Origin of the sequence: Azospirillum sp. 11R-A (genome assembly GCF_049472615.1) — a bacterium.
Lineage (GTDB): Bacteria > Pseudomonadota > Alphaproteobacteria > Azospirillales > Azospirillaceae > Azospirillum > Azospirillum palustre.
In genome coordinates, this window is record NZ_JBCEBL010000001.1 from 16341 (window position 1) to 33622 (window position 17282).

Below are 17282 nucleotides of genomic sequence, written 5' to 3' on the forward strand. Positions count from 1 at the left end.
GCCAGGAGCGGAGCCGGCTATCCGCCGGCCAGCTCATCGAGCCGTTGCCGTGCAAGGCGCAGCGGCACGCTCCAGTCCTTCGGCGCCTGTTGGCGGCATAGTGTGACGGTCGGATACCAGGGGGTGTCCGTCCGGTCGCGCAGCCAGCGCCATTCGGCAGCATAGGGCAGCAATGCACAGGTCGGGCGCCCCAGCGCCCCGGCCAGATGCACGGTGACATTGTCGATGGAGACCACAAGGTCGACCGCTGCAACCGCCGCGGCCAACCCATCCAGATCGCCCCAGGGATCGAGACCGGGCAGCCCGCCGATGTCGATGCCATCCGCCGTCAAGGCGGCGATCTCCTGCGTCCAGTCGCCATATTGCAGCACCACGAGGCGGACGCCGGGCCGGTGGAGCGCATGCGCCAGCACGCGCAATGGAATGTTGCGACTGCGCCCATGCTTGGGATTGGTCGTGTGCCAGGCGATGCCGACCGCCAGCGTACCGGCCGGATTCGCCGTGCGAAAACCCGAAATCCTGGCCGGATCGGCCAGCAGATAGGGCGCAGCGGAGCGCGGGACACCCCCGGCATCCGCCAGCAGGCGCGGCAGGCTGCCCGCCGGGATTTGCGCGGCAATCGGGGCACGATCCGGGGCGGCCGCCTCGGTCCGCGTCAGGCTTGGATCTGGGGGCCAGCCACGCGCGACCACCTCAACCTCCGGCAGCGAGCGCGCGAACAGCGGAACCAGCCGCGGTTCGCATTCCAACACACAGCTGACACCCGCCCGGACCAGCAGCGGCAGCAGGCTGGCGAACTGGATTTCATCGCCGATCCCCTGTTCGCCCCAGATCAGCAGACGGTTTCCACCCAGCGGCCGGCCCGTCCAGGCCGGTTGCGGGAACCGTCCGGCGGCGAACAGCCAGGGCTGTACGGTCCAGCGGTCTTCCCAGGCCGCCCACCCCTCTTCGAAATGTCCCAGCGTCAGCAGGGCCAGGGCGCGGAGCAGCTGGGATTCCCCCAGGTCGGGAGCGAGCGCCAGCACCGCCTGCGTGTTCGCCAGGGCCTCCTCCGGATGGCCCGCGAGCAGCAGCGCGTCGCCCAGATTGCTGCGGATGCCGATCTCGTCCGGCCGCAACGCCGCCGCCCGGCGCTGGCCGGTCAGCGCGGCGTCCAGTTCATCCAATCCCTTCAGGACATTCGAACGGTTGTTCCACAGCTCCGCTGCCGCCGGGTCGACCGCAAGGCCGGACTCGTAGGCCCGGCGCGCCTCCGTGAATCGTCCGGCCTCCTTGTGCAGCCGGCCCAACCCGTTCCAGATGCCGTGATGCAGCGGGTCGAGGATCAGGGCACGCCGGAGCGTCCGTGCCGCCTCGCCGTCGGGAGCCTGCCGGCCCACCTGCAGGAGATACTCCCCCAGCAGCCGCAGCATCTCGGCGGCATCGGGGGCCAGCAGCAGGGCGATGCGGCGCTCCGCCGCCGCCGCCGCACCCTGCCGATCGGCGGCCAGCGCCACCGCAAGATTGCAGCGCAACTCGATGGAAAGCGGTTGCACCCCAACCGCGGCACGGAGTGCCTGCGCGGCCTCGCCGGGACGGCCCGCCTTCAAGGACCGCATCGCAAAATCGTTGAGCTGGACGGTCCGGGTCGGGTCGAGGGTGGCGGCGCGGACCATCGGGTCGAGGGCCTCGCCGGACCGGCCCAGCGCCTCCAGCAGGCCGGCGAGATTGGTATGGAAATCCGGCTGCGTCCCATCGCCGGCGATTGCCTGCCGGATCAGGCCGCAGCCCTCCTCCAGCCTGCCGCTCTGCCCCAGCAGGATGCCGCGCAGGTGGAGCGTCATGACATGGTCGGGGACGGCATCCAGAATCTGGCGATAGATGGCATCCGCCTCGTCGAAGCGCCGCTCCTGGTGCAGGTCGAAGGCGATGAGCAGAGCTTCCTGGATCGTCGCCATGACCGTTCCGTCCTTCCCCTATCCGCGCCCTTTTCCGCGAAACCGGTCCGCAGACCGTCACACCGCGCCGACGAAGCTCCAGCGCAGAGTCTCGCCGCTGCGGAAGGGCAGCACGGCGTCGCCCTCGCTGACCAGGATCAGGTCGGGGGCGACCGACGGACGGCGCTCCAGCGCCACCCGCTCCTCGCTGACCGGCAGGTTGTAGAAGCGCGGTCCGTTCAGGCTGGCGAAGGCCTCCAGCCTGTCGAGCGCGCCGGCCTCGTCGAACGCCTCGGCATAGAGCTCCAGCGCGTTGGCGGCGGTGAAGCAGCCGGCGCAGCCGCAGGCGGCCTCCTTGGCGGTCACCGTATGCGGCGCGGTGTCGGTGCCGAGGAAGAACGGCCCCTCGCCGCTCGTCGCCGCCTCGACCAGAGCCACCCGGTGCGTCTCGCGCTTGGCGATCGGCAGGCAGTAGAGATGCGGGCGGATGCCGCCCTGGAAGATGTGGCTGCGGTTGATCAGCAGATGGTGGGCGGTGATGGTGGCGGCGATCCGGCCGCTGGCGGCATGGGCCCGCACGAACTGCACGGCGTCGGCCGTCGTCACATGCTCCAGCACGACGCGCAGGGTCGGATGACGCTCCAGCAGCGGGGCCAGGATGCTGTCGATGAACACCGCCTCGCGGTCGAAGATGTCGACCGACTGGTCGGTGACCTCGCCATGGATCAGCAGCGGCATGCCGATGTCCGCCATGCGCTCCAGCACCGGGGCGATGCGGGCGATGTCGGTGACGCCATGGGCGCTGTTGGTGGTGGCGTTGGCGGGATAGAGCTTGGCGGCGGCGAAAACCCCGTCCTTGAAGCCCTCCGCCAGATCGTCGGCGTCGGTGCCGTCGGTCAGGTAGGCGGTCATCAGCGGGGTGAAGGCGACGCCGTCCGGCAGGGCCGCCAGGATGCGCTCGCGGTAGGCCACGGCATCGGCGGCCGTTGCCACCGGCGGCTTCAGGTTCGGCATGACGATGGCGCGGCCGAACTGGCGGGCGGTGAAGGGCAGAACCGCCTTCAGCATGGCGCCGTCGCGCAGGTGGACATGCCAGTCGTCGGGACGGCGGATGACAAGACGGTCGTTCGGCATGGATCGGGTCCCGGCGCTGGTGTCGAGGGGCGGTGAGCTTGGACGACGTTCTATCGCCATCGCCGCGGCATCTCAACAGAGGCGGTCCCCCAAACCGGAAACACGGACTGGAAGCATGAGGAGAAACCGCCAGCCCCCCGCCGGCCGGCGTTGGCGGGGGGCTGGCCGTCCTGGCCCGGACCTTACTGGCCCGAAACTTTACTGGATGGTGGTCGAGGTCTTCAGGCCGAGGATGCCGTCGATCTTCGCGGCCTGCTCCGCAGTCACCGGCTTGCCGCCGATGCCGGCGAGCTGCTGCCGGGCGTCGGTCACCGCCTTGTCGCGGGCGGCGCTGTCCTTCAGCGCATGGGCGGCCAGCATCCGCTCGTGGTACTTGCCGAGCTGGACGGTCAGCTGGTCGGTCGGCTTGGCGCCCAGTTCCTTGGCGACGGCGTCGGCCTGGGTCTTGGTCACTTCGGCCTTCGGGGTGGCCGCGACCTGCTCATGCTTGGTCTTGCCCGCCTCGGTCTTGCCGGCATCCGCCTTGGTGGCGTCGGCCTTGGTGGCGTCGGCCTTCGGGGCCTCGCTCTTGGTGGCTTCGGTCTTGGTGGCCTCGCTCTTGGTGACAGCCTTCTGATCGGCCTTCTGGTCGAGCTTCGGAGCCGTCGTGGTGGAGTCGGTCGTCGCGGCGGGGGCCGGCGTTGCCGGAGCGGCCGGTGCAACCGTTGCCGCACCCGCGCTCAGCACGGGGGCCGTCGCCATCAGGGCGACGAACGCAAAGGTCGAAACGGACGAGCGGATACGCGACCCAAAGACGGTGCCGGACATTTGGTTTCTCCATTTCGGTGAGCGATCCTCGTTGCGGGATCGTGCTTAGATGAACGTGGCCCCGCTGCCGTTCATTCCACGCCCTTCCAAAAAATTTTCGAGGAGCCTGAAAATTTTTCCGCCGCCTTTTTTGGCCGCAGGTGACGGGGCCGGCGAAAGGGGCTAGAAAACCCACGCTTTTCCTATCCAAGCGCGGACCTTCTCCGATGAGCCTGATCACGCCCCGCACCCCGCCCGGAACGATGGAGCTGCTGCCGCGCCAGCAGGTGGCCTTCCAGCGCATGCTGGACACCATCCGCCGCGGCTATGAGCGGTTCGGCTTCGTCCCCGTCGAAACCCCGGTGTTCGAGACGGTCGACACACTGCTGACCAAGTCGGGCGGCGAGACGGAGAAGCAGGTCTATTTCGTCCAGTCGACAGGCGCGATCCAGCAGGGCAACAAGCCGGAACTGGCGCTGCGCTTCGACCTGACGGTGCCGCTCGCCCGCTATGTGGCGGAACATGAGCGCGACCTCGCCTTCCCCTTCCGCCGCTACCAGATCCAGCGGGTCTACCGCGGCGAGCGGGCGCAGCGCGGGCGCTTCCGCGAATTCTACCAGTGCGACATCGACGTGATCGGCAAGGACAGCCTGTCCGCCCATTACGACGCCGAGATCCCGGCGGTGATCCACCATGTCTTCACCGAGCTGAACTTCGGCGGCTTCACCATCAACGTGAACAACCGCAAGATCCTGCTGGGCCTGCTCGACGGTCTGGGCGTCGCCGACGCCGACACCCGCGTCCTGGTGCTGCGCGAGATCGACAAGCTGGACAAGATCGGCCAGGACAAGGTGCGCGCCAGCCTGCTCGGCCTCGGCGTGACCGAGCATGCCGCCGACACCATCCTCTCGCTGATCGCCATGAAGGGCACCAACGCCGAGACGCTGGCCGCACTCGGCGCGCTCGACATCGAGACCGACATCTTCCGCGAAGGCGTGGGCGAGCTGACCACCGTCATCGAGGGGCTGAAGGCCTTCCAGGTGCCGGAGGGTACGGTGCGCATCAACCTCGCCATCGCGCGCGGCCTCGATTACTACACCGGCACCGTCTACGAGACCTTCCTGAACGACCATCCCGGCATCGGCTCGGTCTGCTCCGGCGGTCGCTACGAGAATCTCGCCAGCCATTACACCAAGTCGAAGCTGCCGGGCGTCGGCATCTCCATCGGCGCCACGCGCCTGTTCTACCAGTTGATGGAGGCCGGCATCATCAAGGACGCCACCCCCACCGCCCAGGTGCTGGTGACGCAGATGGACCCGGCCCTGTCCGCCGATTATTTCCGCATGGCCAGCGAGCTGCGCACCGCCGGCATCAACACGGAAATCCAGCTGGACGGCGGCAAGATCGCCAAGCAGATGAAGTATGCCGACCGCGCCGGCATCCCGGTCGTCCTGCTGATGGGCTCCGACGAGAAGGCCCGCGGCACCGCGACCCTGAAGCATCTGGTCAAGGGCGAACAGGTCGAGGTCCCGCTGACGGAGCTGGCCGCCCGCGCCAAGGCGCTGCTGGAGGGGTAAGAGGCACCCCTTAAATCCCCGTTAACCATAATTCGTCTATCGTTCCGACCTACACCGGCCGGGTGGGTCGGGCGACAGGGGGTGCGCATCCGAGATGGCAAAGGGGTGGATGCAGGTTGGACGCTGGGCACGGCGGGCGGCGGTCGCGGCGACGCTGGCGACCACCGTGGCCGCCGCCGGCTATGCCGGCTGGCAGGAGATGCAGACCTCGCGCCTCCAGGCCCGGCTGCTCTCCGGCGTCGCCCAGTCGATGACCGTCAGCTTGCGAGAAGGCCCCAATCCGCAGGCACGCCATCCCAAGCATGGGCCGTACAACGAGCGGCTCGGCTACACCGCCCTGCCCGGCCAGCTCGACGCGCTGACCCATGACGTCTACGCAATCGAGCGGCAGGCGGTGCTGTCACCGGCGCTCGACCGCTTCATGGCCGGCGGCGGCTTTCCGATCTACCGCGAGAAGACGCAGGCCGGGCTGACCCTGCTCGACCGCAACGGCGCGGTCATGTATTCGGCGCGCTATCCCGAACGGGTGTTCGACGGCTTCGACGATGTGCCGAAGCTGGTCGCCGACACACTGCTGTTCATCGAGAACCGCGAACTTCTGGACGAGGACCAGCCGCGCCGCAACCCGGCGGTGGAGTGGGACCGCTTCGGCGCTGCCGTCGCCATGCTGCCGCTCCAGATGATCCGGCCGGGCCAGCGCTCCCCCGGCGGCTCTACGCTCGCCACCCAGATCGAGAAGTACCGCCACTCTCCCGACGGCCAGACCGTCGGCAGCGTGGAAAAGCTGCGCCAGATGACCTCGGCCAGCGTCCGCGCCTACAGCGACGGCGAGGACACGACCCAGGCCCGCCGCCGCATCCTGGTCGATTACCTGAACTCCACCCCGCTGACCGCGCGGTCGGGCTTCGGCGAGGTGAACGGGCTGGGCGACGGGCTGTGGGCCTGGTTCGGCACCGACCTCGCCATCGCCAAGCGCGTGCTCAGCGACCCCGCAGGCGACCCGCGCACGCTGAAGCTGAAGGCGCTGGCCTACAAGCAGGTGCTGGCCCTGCTGCTGGCCCAGCGGCGACCCTCCCATTACCTGATCCAGGACCGCGCTGCCCTCGACCGGTTGGCCGACGCCCATCTGCGCGCCCTGGCCCAGGCCGGAACGATCGATCCCGCCCTGCGCGACGCGGCACTCGCCACCCCGCTGGTCTTCCGCGAGGAGGCGCCGACCAGCCCCGCCACCTCCTATGTCGAGCAGAAGGCGACCAACGCCATCCGCGCCCGGCTGCTCGGCATGCTCGGCGTCTCCAACCTCTATGCGCTCGACCGGCTCGACCTGACCGCGCAGTCCACCCTGGACGCCGAAACCCAGGCCCGCGTGGTAGAGGTGCTGGGCAGGCTGAACGAGCCCGACTATGCCCGCTCGCTCGGGCTGACCGGCGAGCGGCTGCTCGACGCCCGCAACAACGACCTGTCCAAGCTGGTCTATTCGATCACCCTCTACGAGCGCGGCCCCGAGGCCAACTACCTGCGCGTCCAGGCCGACAACCTCGACCAGCCGCTGGACATCAACGACGGGGCGAAGCTGGACCTCGGCTCCACCGCCAAGCTGCGCACGCTGGCGACATATCTGCAGATCGTCGCCGAACTGCACAGCCGCTACGCCCATCTGCCGAAGGAGCTGCTGGGCGATGTCGAGGACGAGGCGTCGGACAACCTGACCCGCTGGGCGACCTCCTGGCTTGCCGCGGCGCCCGACCGCCGGCTGCCCGCCATGCTCGATGCGGCGATGGAGCGGCGCTATTCCGCCAGTCCGGCCGAGGTCTTCTTCACCGGCGGCGGCCAGCACAGCTTCGTCAACTTCAACAAGGACGACAACGGCCGCATCCTGACCGTGCAGGAGGCGTTGCGGAACAGCGTCAACCTGCCCTTCATCCGGCTGATGCGCGACGTCGTCCAGTTTTACATGGACGAGGGGGCGGACGACGGCGCCGACATCCTGCGCACCCCCGACCATCCGGCCCGTCAGGCCTATCTCGCCCGCTTCGCCGACCGCGAGGGCACGGACTTCCTCAACCGCTTCTACAACGACTACCGCAAGCGCAGCCCGGACGAGGCGCTGGCCCGGCTGGCGACCCGCTCGCGCCCGGTGCCGCACCGGCTGGCGGTGATCTTCCGCAGCGTGCGGCCCAAGGCCGGGCTGGCGGAGTTCTCCGGCTTCCTGCGCGGCCGGCTGCCGGGAAAGGCGCTGTCCGACACCGAGCTGTCGGCGCTCTATTCCAAATACGGGCCGGACCGCTTCCCGTTGAACGATCTGGGATATCTCGCCCGCGTCCATCCGCTGGAGCTGTGGCTGGTCGCCTATCTCCAGCAGCATCCCGATGCCAAGCGGGCCGAGGTGCTGGCCGCCAGCGCCGACGAACGCCAGGAAAGCTATCGCTGGCTGTTCAAGAAGGGCATGGCCGCCCAGAACACCCGCATCCGCATCGGGCTGGAGGAGGAGGCGTTCCAGCGCATCACCGCCCAGTGGCGCAGCGTCGGCTATCCGTTCGAAACGCTGGTGCCGTCGCTGGCGACCGCCATCGGCAGCTCGGCCGACCGTCCGGCGGCATTGGCGGAGCTGATGGGGCTGATCCTGAACGACGGGGTGCGCCAACCGACGGTGAAGATCCGCTCGCTGCATTTCGCCGCCGGCACGCCCTATGAGGCGAAGCTCGGGCTGGGGCCCTTACAGGGCGAACGCGTGCTGCGGCCGGAGGTCTGCGCCACCCTACGCCGCGCCCTGATGGACGTGGCGCAGAACGGCACCGCCAAGCGCATCTGGGGCTCCTTCAAGGACCCCACCGGCGCGCCGATCCCGATGGGCGGCAAGACCGGCACCGGCGACCACCGGCTGGATCGCTGGGGACCGGGCGGCGTGCTGATCGAATCGAAGGCGGTCAACCGCACCGCCACCTTCGTCTTCTACATCGGCGACCGCTTCTTCGGCACCATGACCGCCTTCGTCCATGGCCCGGAAGCCGACAACTACCGCTTCACCAGCGCCCTGCCCGCCCAGCTGCTGAAAAGCCTCGCCCCGGCGCTCCAGCCGCTGGTCGACCAGGGCACCACCCGCACCGCCGACACCCGTCCGACCCCGACGGGGCTGTAGGATCAGGAGCCTCCTGAACGGTTGCAATCCGGAAAGTATCTTCCGTAAAAGTATATGCAGTCCACGGACAACTGTCTTTCGCATGCATCGCGGCGGGAGCTGTGCTTCTTTGTAGAAGCTCTCCCCGTCCGGCTGGTCGGAGTGCGGTCTGTGGTTCGGATCCCGCTTACGGAGGCCTCCGCCGATGGCGCCACGGTTACCGCTGCACGCCCACCACATGGGCCTGGCCCCGGTCGAGTCCGCCGATCTGTCCGCCGCGCGCAGCCTTCCGGGCGGCCCCGGCACCCCGATGGATCACCGGCTCCAGCTCCGCATCGTCAACCGCGACAGCCACGGCCGCAGCCATGCCCGCTCCGCACAGGACAGCATGGCCGCAGCGCCGGCAGCGGCCGAAGAGGTGCCGGTCATCGCCCGTGTCACCTCGCCGGACGGCTGGGCGGCCCTGCCGGGCGTGAATTCCGCCAGCACCATCGGCAAGGCGGCCGACGGGTCGTGGATCGTCACCGGCCGCCTGCATGCCGATCAGGTCGAGGCGGTTCACGCCCATGACGTGGTGCTCAGCCTGAAGGCGGCGCAGCCGACCCATTCCGCGCTGAACGCCACCATTTCCGAGATGGGGCTAGGCAGCCTCGCGGTGCCGGGATTGCCCGAACCCGCGGAGCCGGGCCTGCTGCCGCCCTGGGTCCAGCATGCGCACCGGGATGGCGAGGGCGTCATCGTCGGCGTGGTCGATTTCGGCTGCGACTACATGCACCGGAATTTCCGGCAGGCAGACGGGCGCACACGCCTGCTGGCGGTGTGGGACCAGTCCGGCACACCCAATTCGCCCTTCCCCTACGGCGCGCTCTACACGCCCGAGCAGATCGATGCGGCGCTCGCCACCGACGATCCTTACGACGCCCTCGGCTACGCTCCGCCCAAGGACGATCCCGGCAAGCCGCAGGAGAACGGCACCCACGGCACCCATGTCATGGACATCGCCGCGGGCAACGGGCTGGGATCGCAACAGCCGGGCGTGGCGCCGAAGGCGTCGCTGATCTTCGTCGATGCCAAGCTCCCCACCCCGGTCAACTCGCCCGACCAGCTGAACCACACGCTGGGCAGCACCGTCCAGCTGCTGGAGGCGGTCAACTACATCTTCAACGCCGCCGGCAACCGGCCTTGCGTGGTCAATCTCAGCCTGGGCACCAACGGCGGTCCGCATGACGGTACCTCCCTGGTCGAACAGGGGCTGGACGCCATGGTCAACGCGGCTCCCTACCGGGCCGTGGTGATCGCCGCCGGCAATTCCCAGCAGAGCGGAACCCACACCAGCGGCACCGTCCCGGCGAGCGGCGAGTGTTCCATCGGCTTGGGCATCCCGACGCTCGGCATCGCCGGCTTCGAGACCACCTCTGCCGGCGGCGAGGTGGAGCTGTGGTATCCCGGCCGGCGCCGCCTGTCGGTGACGCTGGTCGCCCCCGACGGCACCGAGATCGGTCCGGTCGAGCCGAACGGATCGCTGCCCTATGGCCTTCCGGGCAAACCGCCGGCCATCTTCATCGTCAACCGGCTGGACGATCCCAACAACCACGACAACGTGATCGGCATCTGGATCGCCATGGGGGCGCCGAAGGGGGAATGGGCCATCCGGCTCCGGGCGCTGGACGACGGCCCCGTCGATTATCACGCCTGGATCGAGCGGTTCGATGCCGGCCAGGCGCAGTTCCTCCAACCGGTCGCCTCCCACATGCTGGGCTCGATCTCCACCGGCCATTCGACGATCATCGTCGGGTCGCACGATGCCCATTCGACCGGCACGCCGATCTCCTTCTTCTCCAGCGCCGGCCCGACCCGCGACGGGCGGCAGAAGCCGGATCTCTCCGCCCCCGGACACCGCGTCAAGGCGGCATGGTCGCGGACGGTGACCGGCGTGGTCGAGAAGTATGGAACCAGCATGGCCGCCCCGGCGGTGACCGGATTGATCGCGCTGATCTATGCCCGGTCCATCCGCAAGGGCCTGCCGATGGACAATGCGGCGCTGCGCGAGCGCCTGATCCGCATGGTCCGCCGCGATCCGCCCGATGGAGCGGACTGGGACCCGCAGCACGGTCACGGACGGGCGTCGGCCGCAGCCATCCTGGAGGAGTTGGACCACGACTCCGCCCGCAACCCGGACTTCGACGAGTGGCAGGCAGCCCAGGGCCAAGGGTGAGCTGGTAAGCCGCAACCGCCGCGCTCTTGCCCTGACGGGAGGTGGGGCTCATCATCACCGGGACTCGGAGGCTGCTTCCGCTCCCGTCCCCCTCCGCTCTCTTCCTATGGATGGCCGGCATGCCGATTGACCTCGCCTCGCTCAGGAAGCTGGAAAGCCCATCCCCGTCGATGCTGGCCCAGCCGCTGGACGACGCCCAGCGCGTCGCGGTGATCGTCCGCCTGCATGCGAACGCCGCCGCACCCGACTGCCTGTCCAGCGGCAGGCCGATAGCCCCGGGTATCGTCACCGCCGAGATCGCCGCGGCCGACCTCGCCGGGCTGGAGGCCGATCCGGCGGTGCGGTCGATCGCCCTGTCGCGCCCGCTCCAGTCTTCCTGACGCCAGCCTTCTTGACGATAATTTCACCCGCTCCGCCCCGCCGTGGCAGACTGGCGGCGACGGATGGGACGGGTGTGGGGATGGAACAGTGAACAGCCGGCGGCGCGATGTTTCAAATGTTCCATTCCGCGCGGACCTTGACGTGCCCCGCCATTTGCCGTATGCACGCCGCGCACGCGTCGGCACCCCTGGAGGCCGGCGCCCTTTTCGTTTTGGAGCATCGTCATGACCAAGATCATTCCGCTCGGCGCTGAGACGCGCGAACGGGCCGGCAAGGGGACCGCCCGCCAGACCCGCCGTGACGGCCGTATTCCGGCCGTCATCTACGGTGGTAAGCAGGCTCCTGTCACCATTTCGCTCGAGAAGTTCGAGTTCACCCGCGTCCTGCATCAGCCGGGCTTCTTCACGCACCTGTTCGACGTCACCGTCGACGGCGCTGCCCACCGCGTCCTGCCGCGCGACGTGCAGTTCCACCCGGTGACCGACGTCCCGCTGCATGTCGACTTCCTGCGCGTTTCGTCCGACACCCGCATCAACGTGCAGGTTCCGGTCGAGTTCGCCGACCAGGACAAGTCGGCCGGCCTGAAGCGCGGCGGTGTGCTGAACATCGTCCGTCACGAGCTGGAGCTGAGCTGCCCGGCCGACAGCATCCCCGAGCACATCACCATCTCGTGCGAAGGCTTCGATGTCGGCGACTCGATCCACATCTCCTCGGTCAAGCTGCCGGAGGGTGTGACCTCGACGATCACCGACCGCGATTTCACCATCGCGACCATCGTTGCGCCGTCGGGCCTGAAGTCGGAAGAGGGCGCCGCTGCCTGATCGGGAGCGTCCGTTCTTCGAAGATGGTTACGGTGGGGGGCTTCGGCCCCCCGCTTCGTTTGTGGAGCCTGGTTTCCGAATAAAGGGTGAGGGACATGCTGCTTCTGGTCGGATTGGGCAACCCCGGCAACGAGTATGCCCGCAACCGCCACAACATCGGCTTCATGGCGGTGGAGACCATCGCCCAGCGCCACCGCTTCACCCCGTGGAAGAAGCGGTTCCAGGGCCAGACCGCCGAAGGCACCGTCGCCGGCGACAAGGTGCTGGCGCTGGAGCCCGCCACCTTCATGAACCTGTCCGGCCAATCGGTGGTGGCCGCCCTCCAGTTCTACAAGCTGAAGCCCGAGAACGTCGTCGTCATCCATGACGAGCTCGATCTGCCCCCCGGCAAGATCCGGGTGAAGAAGGGCGGCGGCCATGGCGGCCACAACGGCCTGCGCTCCATCGACGCGCATATCGGCAAGGACTACTGGCGCGTCCGGCTCGGCATCGGCCATCCCGGCAACAAGGATCTGGTCAGCGGCTATGTGCTGCACGACTTCGCCAAGGCCGACCAGAGCTGGATCGATCCGCTGCTGGACGCCGTCTCCGACAACCTCCCCCTGATCGTGGACGGCCAGCCGGAGCTGTTCATGAACAAGGTGACGGTGGCGACCCAAGGCAAATAGGCGCCTGCCGAGCCTTGCCGGTTCCGGCATTCCCCCACTTCGCGTTTGCGCTTTGGTCCCCATCGTAGGATAAAGCGCGTCAATTCCAGCATTTCCGACGGCGAGCACCCAACCATGGGCTTCAATTGCGGCATCGTCGGCCTGCCGAACGTCGGCAAGTCGACCCTTTTCAACGCCCTGACCGCCACCCAGGCGGCCGAGGCGGCGAATTTCCCCTTCTGCACCAAGGAGCCGAACGTCGGCCGCGTCAGCGTGCCCGACCCGCGGCAGGACAAGCTGGCGGAGATCGCCAAGTCGCAGAAGGTCGTCCCGACCCAGCTGGAGTTCGTGGACATCGCCGGCCTGATCCGCGGGGCGTCGAAGGGTGAAGGGCTGGGCAACCAGTTCCTCGCCAACATCCGCGAGGTGGACGCCATCGTCCATGTGCTGCGCTGCTTCGAGGACGACGACATCACCCATGTCGAGGGCAACGTCGATCCGCTGCGCGATGCCGAGGTGGTCGAGACCGAGCTGATGCTCGCTGACATGGAAAGCCTTGAACGCCAGCTGACCAGCCTGCAGAAGAAGGCCAAGGGCGGCGACAAGGACAGCAAGATCAAGGCCGACCTGATGGAGCGCGCCCTGAAGGTGCTGCAGGACGGCAAACCCGCCCGCGTGGTCGAGGTGTCGGACGACGAGCGGTCGGTGTTCAAGCAGTTCATGCTGCTGACCGACAAGCCGGTCCTCTATGTCTGCAACGTCGAAGAGGCGTCGGCCGCGACCGGCAACGCTTTTTCCGCCAAAGTCGCTGAAAAGGCCAAGGCCGAGAACGCCGAGGTCGTGGTGATCTCGGCCGCCATCGAGTCCGAGGTCGCCCAGTTGTCCGACCCGGCCGAGAAGGCCGAATTCCTTGAGTCGATGGGGCTGGAGGAAACCGGCCTCAACAAGCTGATCCGCGCCGGCTTCAAGCTGCTGGACCTGATCACCTTCTTCACCGTCGGCCCGAAGGAGACGCGGGCCTGGACCGTGCGCCGCAACGCCAAGGCGCCCGAGGCCGCCGGCGTCATCCACACCGACTTCGAGCGCGGCTTCATCCGCGCTGAGACCATCGACTACACCAGCTTCGTCACCCTCGGCGGCGAGCAGGGGGCGAAGGACGCCGGCAAGATGCGCCAGGAAGGCAAGGAATATGTTGTCCAGGACGGCGACATCTTCCACTTCCGCTTCAACGTCTGAGGCATGCTGAACCGGGGGAACAGGGGCTTCATGGCCCCCTTTCCCCTACGCTGTCACCCAACTGTCATATTGTCGTAACAATCCGCGCACCCTACCCTTCAGTTAGGGGTGCCGCCTGACCGCATCCCCGATCCGACAGAGGGGGTGCGATGCAGGCGACACGGGTGCTGCTGGAACTCGCCGGAAATGTCGTGCTGCTCCTGTGGGGGCTGCACATGGTGCAGAGCGGGCTGACCCGCGCGCTGGGCGGCGACCTGCGCCGCATCCTCGGGGCCGGACTGCGCAACCGCTGGACCGCCTTCCTGTCCGGCATGGGCATCACCATGCTGCTGCAAAGCAGCACCGCCACCGGCCTGATGGCGACCGGCTTCACCGCCACCGGGCTGGTGTCGCTGATGCCGGCGCTGGCGGTGATGCTGGGGGCCAATGTCGGCTCCACCCTGATCGTCCAGATCCTCGCCTTCGACGTCGCCCATGTGGCACCGGTCCTGCTGCTGGGCGGCTTCATCGCCTTCCGCCGCGGGGCGCGGACGCGCAGCCGCGATCTGGGCCGTGTCGCCATCGGGCTCGGCCTGATGCTGCTGTCGCTGCACCTGCTGCTGGCGACCATCGCCCCGGCGGAGAATGCGCCGATGCTGCGGCGGATGCTGGCGATGCTGACCGCCGATCCGGTGGTGGCGGTGATGCTGGCGGCACTGCTGTCCTGGGCCGCCCATTCCAGCGTCGCCGCCATCCTGCTGATCGCCTCGCTGGCCGGCGGCGGGGTGATCGGGCCGGAGGCCGCAATCGCCATGGTAGCAGGCGCCAACCTGGGCAGCGCCGTCAATCCGGTGATCGAGGGGCCGGGCGGCGACGGCCGCAACCCGGCGGCCCGGCGGCTGCCGGTCGGCAACCTGATCAACCGCCTCGTCGGCTGCCTCATCGTCGTGCCGCTGCTGGGGCCGATCACCGCCGGCCTGCAGGCGGTGTCGCCGGACGCCACGCGGCTGGCCGCCAACTTCCACCTCACCTTCAATCTGGCGATGGCCGGGCTGTTCATCGGCCCGCTGCCCTGGTTCGCGCGAGCACTGACCCGGATGTTCCCGGAGCGGGTGGCGGTCGCCGACCCGGCGATGCCGCTCTATCTCGACCGCAGCGCGCTGCGCATCCCCCACCTCGCCATCGCCAATGCCTCGCGCGAGGCACTGCGCATGGCCGACACGGTGGACGGCATGCTGCGTGGTGCCTTGGACGTGATCCAGACCGACGACCGCAAGCGGGTGCAGGAAATCCGCCGGATGGACGATGTGCTGGACCGGCTGCACGAGGCGATCAAAGGCTATCTCACCCAGATCAATGTCGAGGATCTGGACGAAAGCGATGCCAGCCGGATGTCGGACGTGCTGACCTTCACCATCAACCTCGAACATGTCGGCGACATCGTCGATTGCAATCTGATGGAGACGGCCTCGAAGAAAATCCGCCGCAAGCTGCGCTTCTCCACCGAGGGGGCCGGCGAGATCGCCGGCATGCTGGAACGGCTGAGCGAAACCCAGCGGCTGGCCGCCGCTGTCTTCGTGTCGCGCGACGTTCGCTCCGCCCGCGCTCTGATCCATGAAAAGGAGGTGATCCGCGATCTGGAGACCAGCGCCACCGAGGCGCATTTCGCCCGCCTGCGCGCCGGTCGCAAGGAAAGCGTGGAGACCAGCGCTCTCCACCTCGACATCCTGCGCGACCTGCGCCGGATCAACGCCCATCTGGTCGCCGCCGCCTATCCAGTCCTCGATCAATCGGGTGAGCTGCTGCCCAGTCGTCTCAAAAGGGGGGCAGCTCGGGCGTAAGTGTTCACGTCCCATCGGGGAACCGCGCCGCTTCGGCTTCGACCTTTTCTTGTCACCGGCGCAGCAACGTTAACACTTTCGTAACCATATAAAATTCGTCAAGCTCTTTCGCGACATGGTTAACAAACCCCTCCTGTGGTTGTTATGGCAGCGAACCCCAAGGGGGTTTTGAAGAGCCAAGGAATGGTTGTCGAGAGGGAGCGGACGGTGGCGAACACGCACGCGACGTCGAACGGACCCGCGAACGGACCCGGCACACAGGGGATATCCGACGCCGGATTCGCCGCGCGGGTGCGCGACGCCATCGACCGGCAGGAACTGTCCCTGGTCTTCCAGCCCCAGGCCGATGTCGTCACCAACCGCCTGACCGGGTTCGAGGCCCTGTCGCGCTGGCGCCTGTCCGACGGCACCATGCTGCCCCCCGATGTCTTCGTGCCGATGGCCGAGCAGGGGGAGGCGATCCACCTGCTGGGCGATTGGACCCTGCGGACGGCCTGTGTCGCGGCGACCGGCTGGCTGCGCGCCGGCTATCCCGACATTCCGGTGTCGGTCAACCTGTCGGCGCGGCAGCTCGACGATCCCGGGCTGGTGCTGAAGGTGCTGGGCATCCTGGCGGAAACCGGCCTGCCCGCCGCCAACCTGAAGCTGGAGCTGACCGAAACCAGCATGTTCAGCCAGACCGCCGAGGCGCGCGAGGCGCTGCTGCGGTTGCGGGGTGCCGGGATCAGGCTGGTGCTGGACGATTTCGGCACCGGCTGGTCTTCGCTGGCGACCCTGCGGCGGGTGCCGGTGGAGGCGTTGAAGATCGACAAGCAGTTCGTCCAGGCGATGGTGGAGGACCGTGACGCCGCCGCCATCGTCCAGGCGGTAGTGGCGCTGGCCCACGCGCTGGAGCTGGGCGTGGTGGCGGAGGGGGTAGAGACGCCGGAACAGCGGCTCTACCTGCAAGCCTACCGCTGCGATGTCTTGCAGGGCTATTGGCTGTCGCGCCCGCTGACCGCCGACGGGGTGGACGATTTCCTGGCCGAGCGCAGCGCGATCCTGCCGCCTATCGGGTCGGGGGGCTCTGCCGCTGGGCCGCAGACATCAGGATGACCCGGCGGGTTTCGTCCCACTCGGTCAGTTCTCCGGCCTCATCGGCGGTCGCCCAGCAGGCCTCCAGCGCATCGTCGGCGCAGAGCGGTTCGCCTTCCGCACTCTCCGCCGCCACCTCGACGAGTGTGTAATGGTAGTGGACGCGCCCCTCGGCATCGGGGGTGATGGCGTCCACCACGGTGACGATCCCGGTCGGCACCACCTCCAGCCCGGTCTCCTCCCGCACCTCGCGCACCGCGGTCTCGAACACCGTCTCGCCGACCGACTGGGCTCCGCCCGGCAGGCTCCACTGCCCCATCCGCGGCGCCTTGCCCCGCCGGATCAGCAGCACCTTGTCGCCGCGCCAGACGACGGCCCCGACGCCAACCCAGGGGCGGTCGGGATATTCGCGGCTGGAACGGTCGAGCGGAGTGGCGGACATGAACGGCTCCCTATCGATGTCTTGACCCAAAGGTAGCGCGGTCCGACACTGGTACACCAGTCGCGAAGACGCAGTGCCGCGTCCTGCCGGTGTACACCCCACCCGACCGTATGGC

Annotated in this window: 13 protein-coding genes; 9 read left to right on the forward strand and 4 right to left on the reverse strand. The window is 68.2% G+C overall.

The window, feature by feature from the left end; all coding sequences use genetic code 11:
- Window positions 1-17: 17 nt before the first annotated feature.
- From VH569_RS00085 to VH569_RS00095, 3 genes are all read right to left on the reverse strand, one after another.
- Window positions 18-1937 (reverse strand): tetratricopeptide repeat protein, encoded by a 1920-nt coding sequence (locus tag VH569_RS00085; RefSeq protein WP_423313040.1) that lies wholly within the window; start codon window positions 1935-1937, stop codon window positions 18-20.
- 57 nt (window positions 1938-1994) lie between these two features.
- Window positions 1995-3050, reverse strand: coding sequence for a dihydroorotase (gene pyrC, locus VH569_RS00090; RefSeq protein ID WP_423313042.1), 1056 nt, complete (start codon window positions 3048-3050; stop codon window positions 1995-1997).
- 198 nt (window positions 3051-3248) lie between these two features.
- A complete protein-coding gene (locus VH569_RS00095; RefSeq protein WP_423313044.1) occupies window positions 3249-3857 on the reverse strand; it encodes a hypothetical protein in 609 nt (202 codons plus the stop codon).
- A 206-nt stretch (window positions 3858-4063) separates the two neighbouring features.
- On the opposite strand from VH569_RS00095, the gene hisS reads away from it, so the two are divergent.
- The 9 genes from hisS to VH569_RS00140 all read left to right on the forward strand — a co-directional run bounded on the left by hisS (window position 4064) and on the right by VH569_RS00140 (window position 16746).
- Window positions 4064-5413, forward strand: coding sequence for a histidine--tRNA ligase (gene hisS / locus VH569_RS00100; protein ID WP_423313046.1), 1350 nt, complete (start codon window positions 4064-4066; stop codon window positions 5411-5413).
- 109 nt (window positions 5414-5522) lie between these two features.
- Window positions 5523-8552: a transglycosylase domain-containing protein gene (locus VH569_RS00105; protein ID WP_423313048.1), complete on the forward strand. Its 3030-nt coding sequence runs from the start codon at window positions 5523-5525 to the stop codon at window positions 8550-8552.
- A gap of 184 nt (window positions 8553-8736) precedes the next feature.
- Window positions 8737-10746 carry a S8 family peptidase gene (locus tag VH569_RS00110; protein ID WP_423313050.1) on the forward strand — a complete coding sequence of 670 codons (2010 nt, stop codon included), beginning with the start codon at window positions 8737-8739 and terminating at the stop codon, window positions 10744-10746.
- Window positions 10747-10865: 119 nt separating this feature from the next.
- On the forward strand, window positions 10866-11126 hold the full coding sequence (locus VH569_RS00115; protein WP_146208015.1) for a hypothetical protein: 261 nt from the start codon (window positions 10866-10868) through the stop codon (window positions 11124-11126).
- Between the two features lie 225 nt (window positions 11127-11351).
- Window positions 11352-11948, forward strand: a complete 597-nt coding sequence (locus tag VH569_RS00120) for a 50S ribosomal protein L25/general stress protein Ctc (RefSeq protein ID WP_423313053.1) — start codon at window positions 11352-11354, stop codon at window positions 11946-11948.
- A gap of 95 nt (window positions 11949-12043) precedes the next feature.
- Window positions 12044-12616: an aminoacyl-tRNA hydrolase gene (pth, locus tag VH569_RS00125; RefSeq protein WP_098739456.1), complete on the forward strand. Its 573-nt coding sequence runs from the start codon at window positions 12044-12046 to the stop codon at window positions 12614-12616.
- A gap of 114 nt (window positions 12617-12730) precedes the next feature.
- On the forward strand, window positions 12731-13831 hold the full coding sequence (ychF, locus tag VH569_RS00130) for a redox-regulated ATPase YchF (RefSeq protein ID WP_423313055.1): 1101 nt from the start codon (window positions 12731-12733) through the stop codon (window positions 13829-13831).
- A 149-nt stretch (window positions 13832-13980) separates the two neighbouring features.
- Window positions 13981-15651, forward strand: a complete 1671-nt coding sequence (locus VH569_RS00135; protein WP_423313057.1) for a Na/Pi cotransporter family protein — start codon at window positions 13981-13983, stop codon at window positions 15649-15651.
- A 207-nt stretch (window positions 15652-15858) separates the two neighbouring features.
- Window positions 15859-16746, forward strand: coding sequence for an EAL domain-containing protein (locus VH569_RS00140; protein WP_423313059.1), 888 nt, complete (start codon window positions 15859-15861; stop codon window positions 16744-16746).
- Here the strand turns inward: VH569_RS00140 and VH569_RS00145 are convergent.
- Window positions 16700-17167 carry an NUDIX hydrolase gene (locus tag VH569_RS00145; protein WP_423313061.1) on the reverse strand — a complete coding sequence of 156 codons (468 nt, stop codon included), beginning with the start codon at window positions 17165-17167 and terminating at the stop codon, window positions 16700-16702. The two genes, VH569_RS00140 and VH569_RS00145, sit on opposite strands and share 47 nt — an antisense overlap.
- Window positions 17168-17282 lie beyond the last annotated feature (115 nt).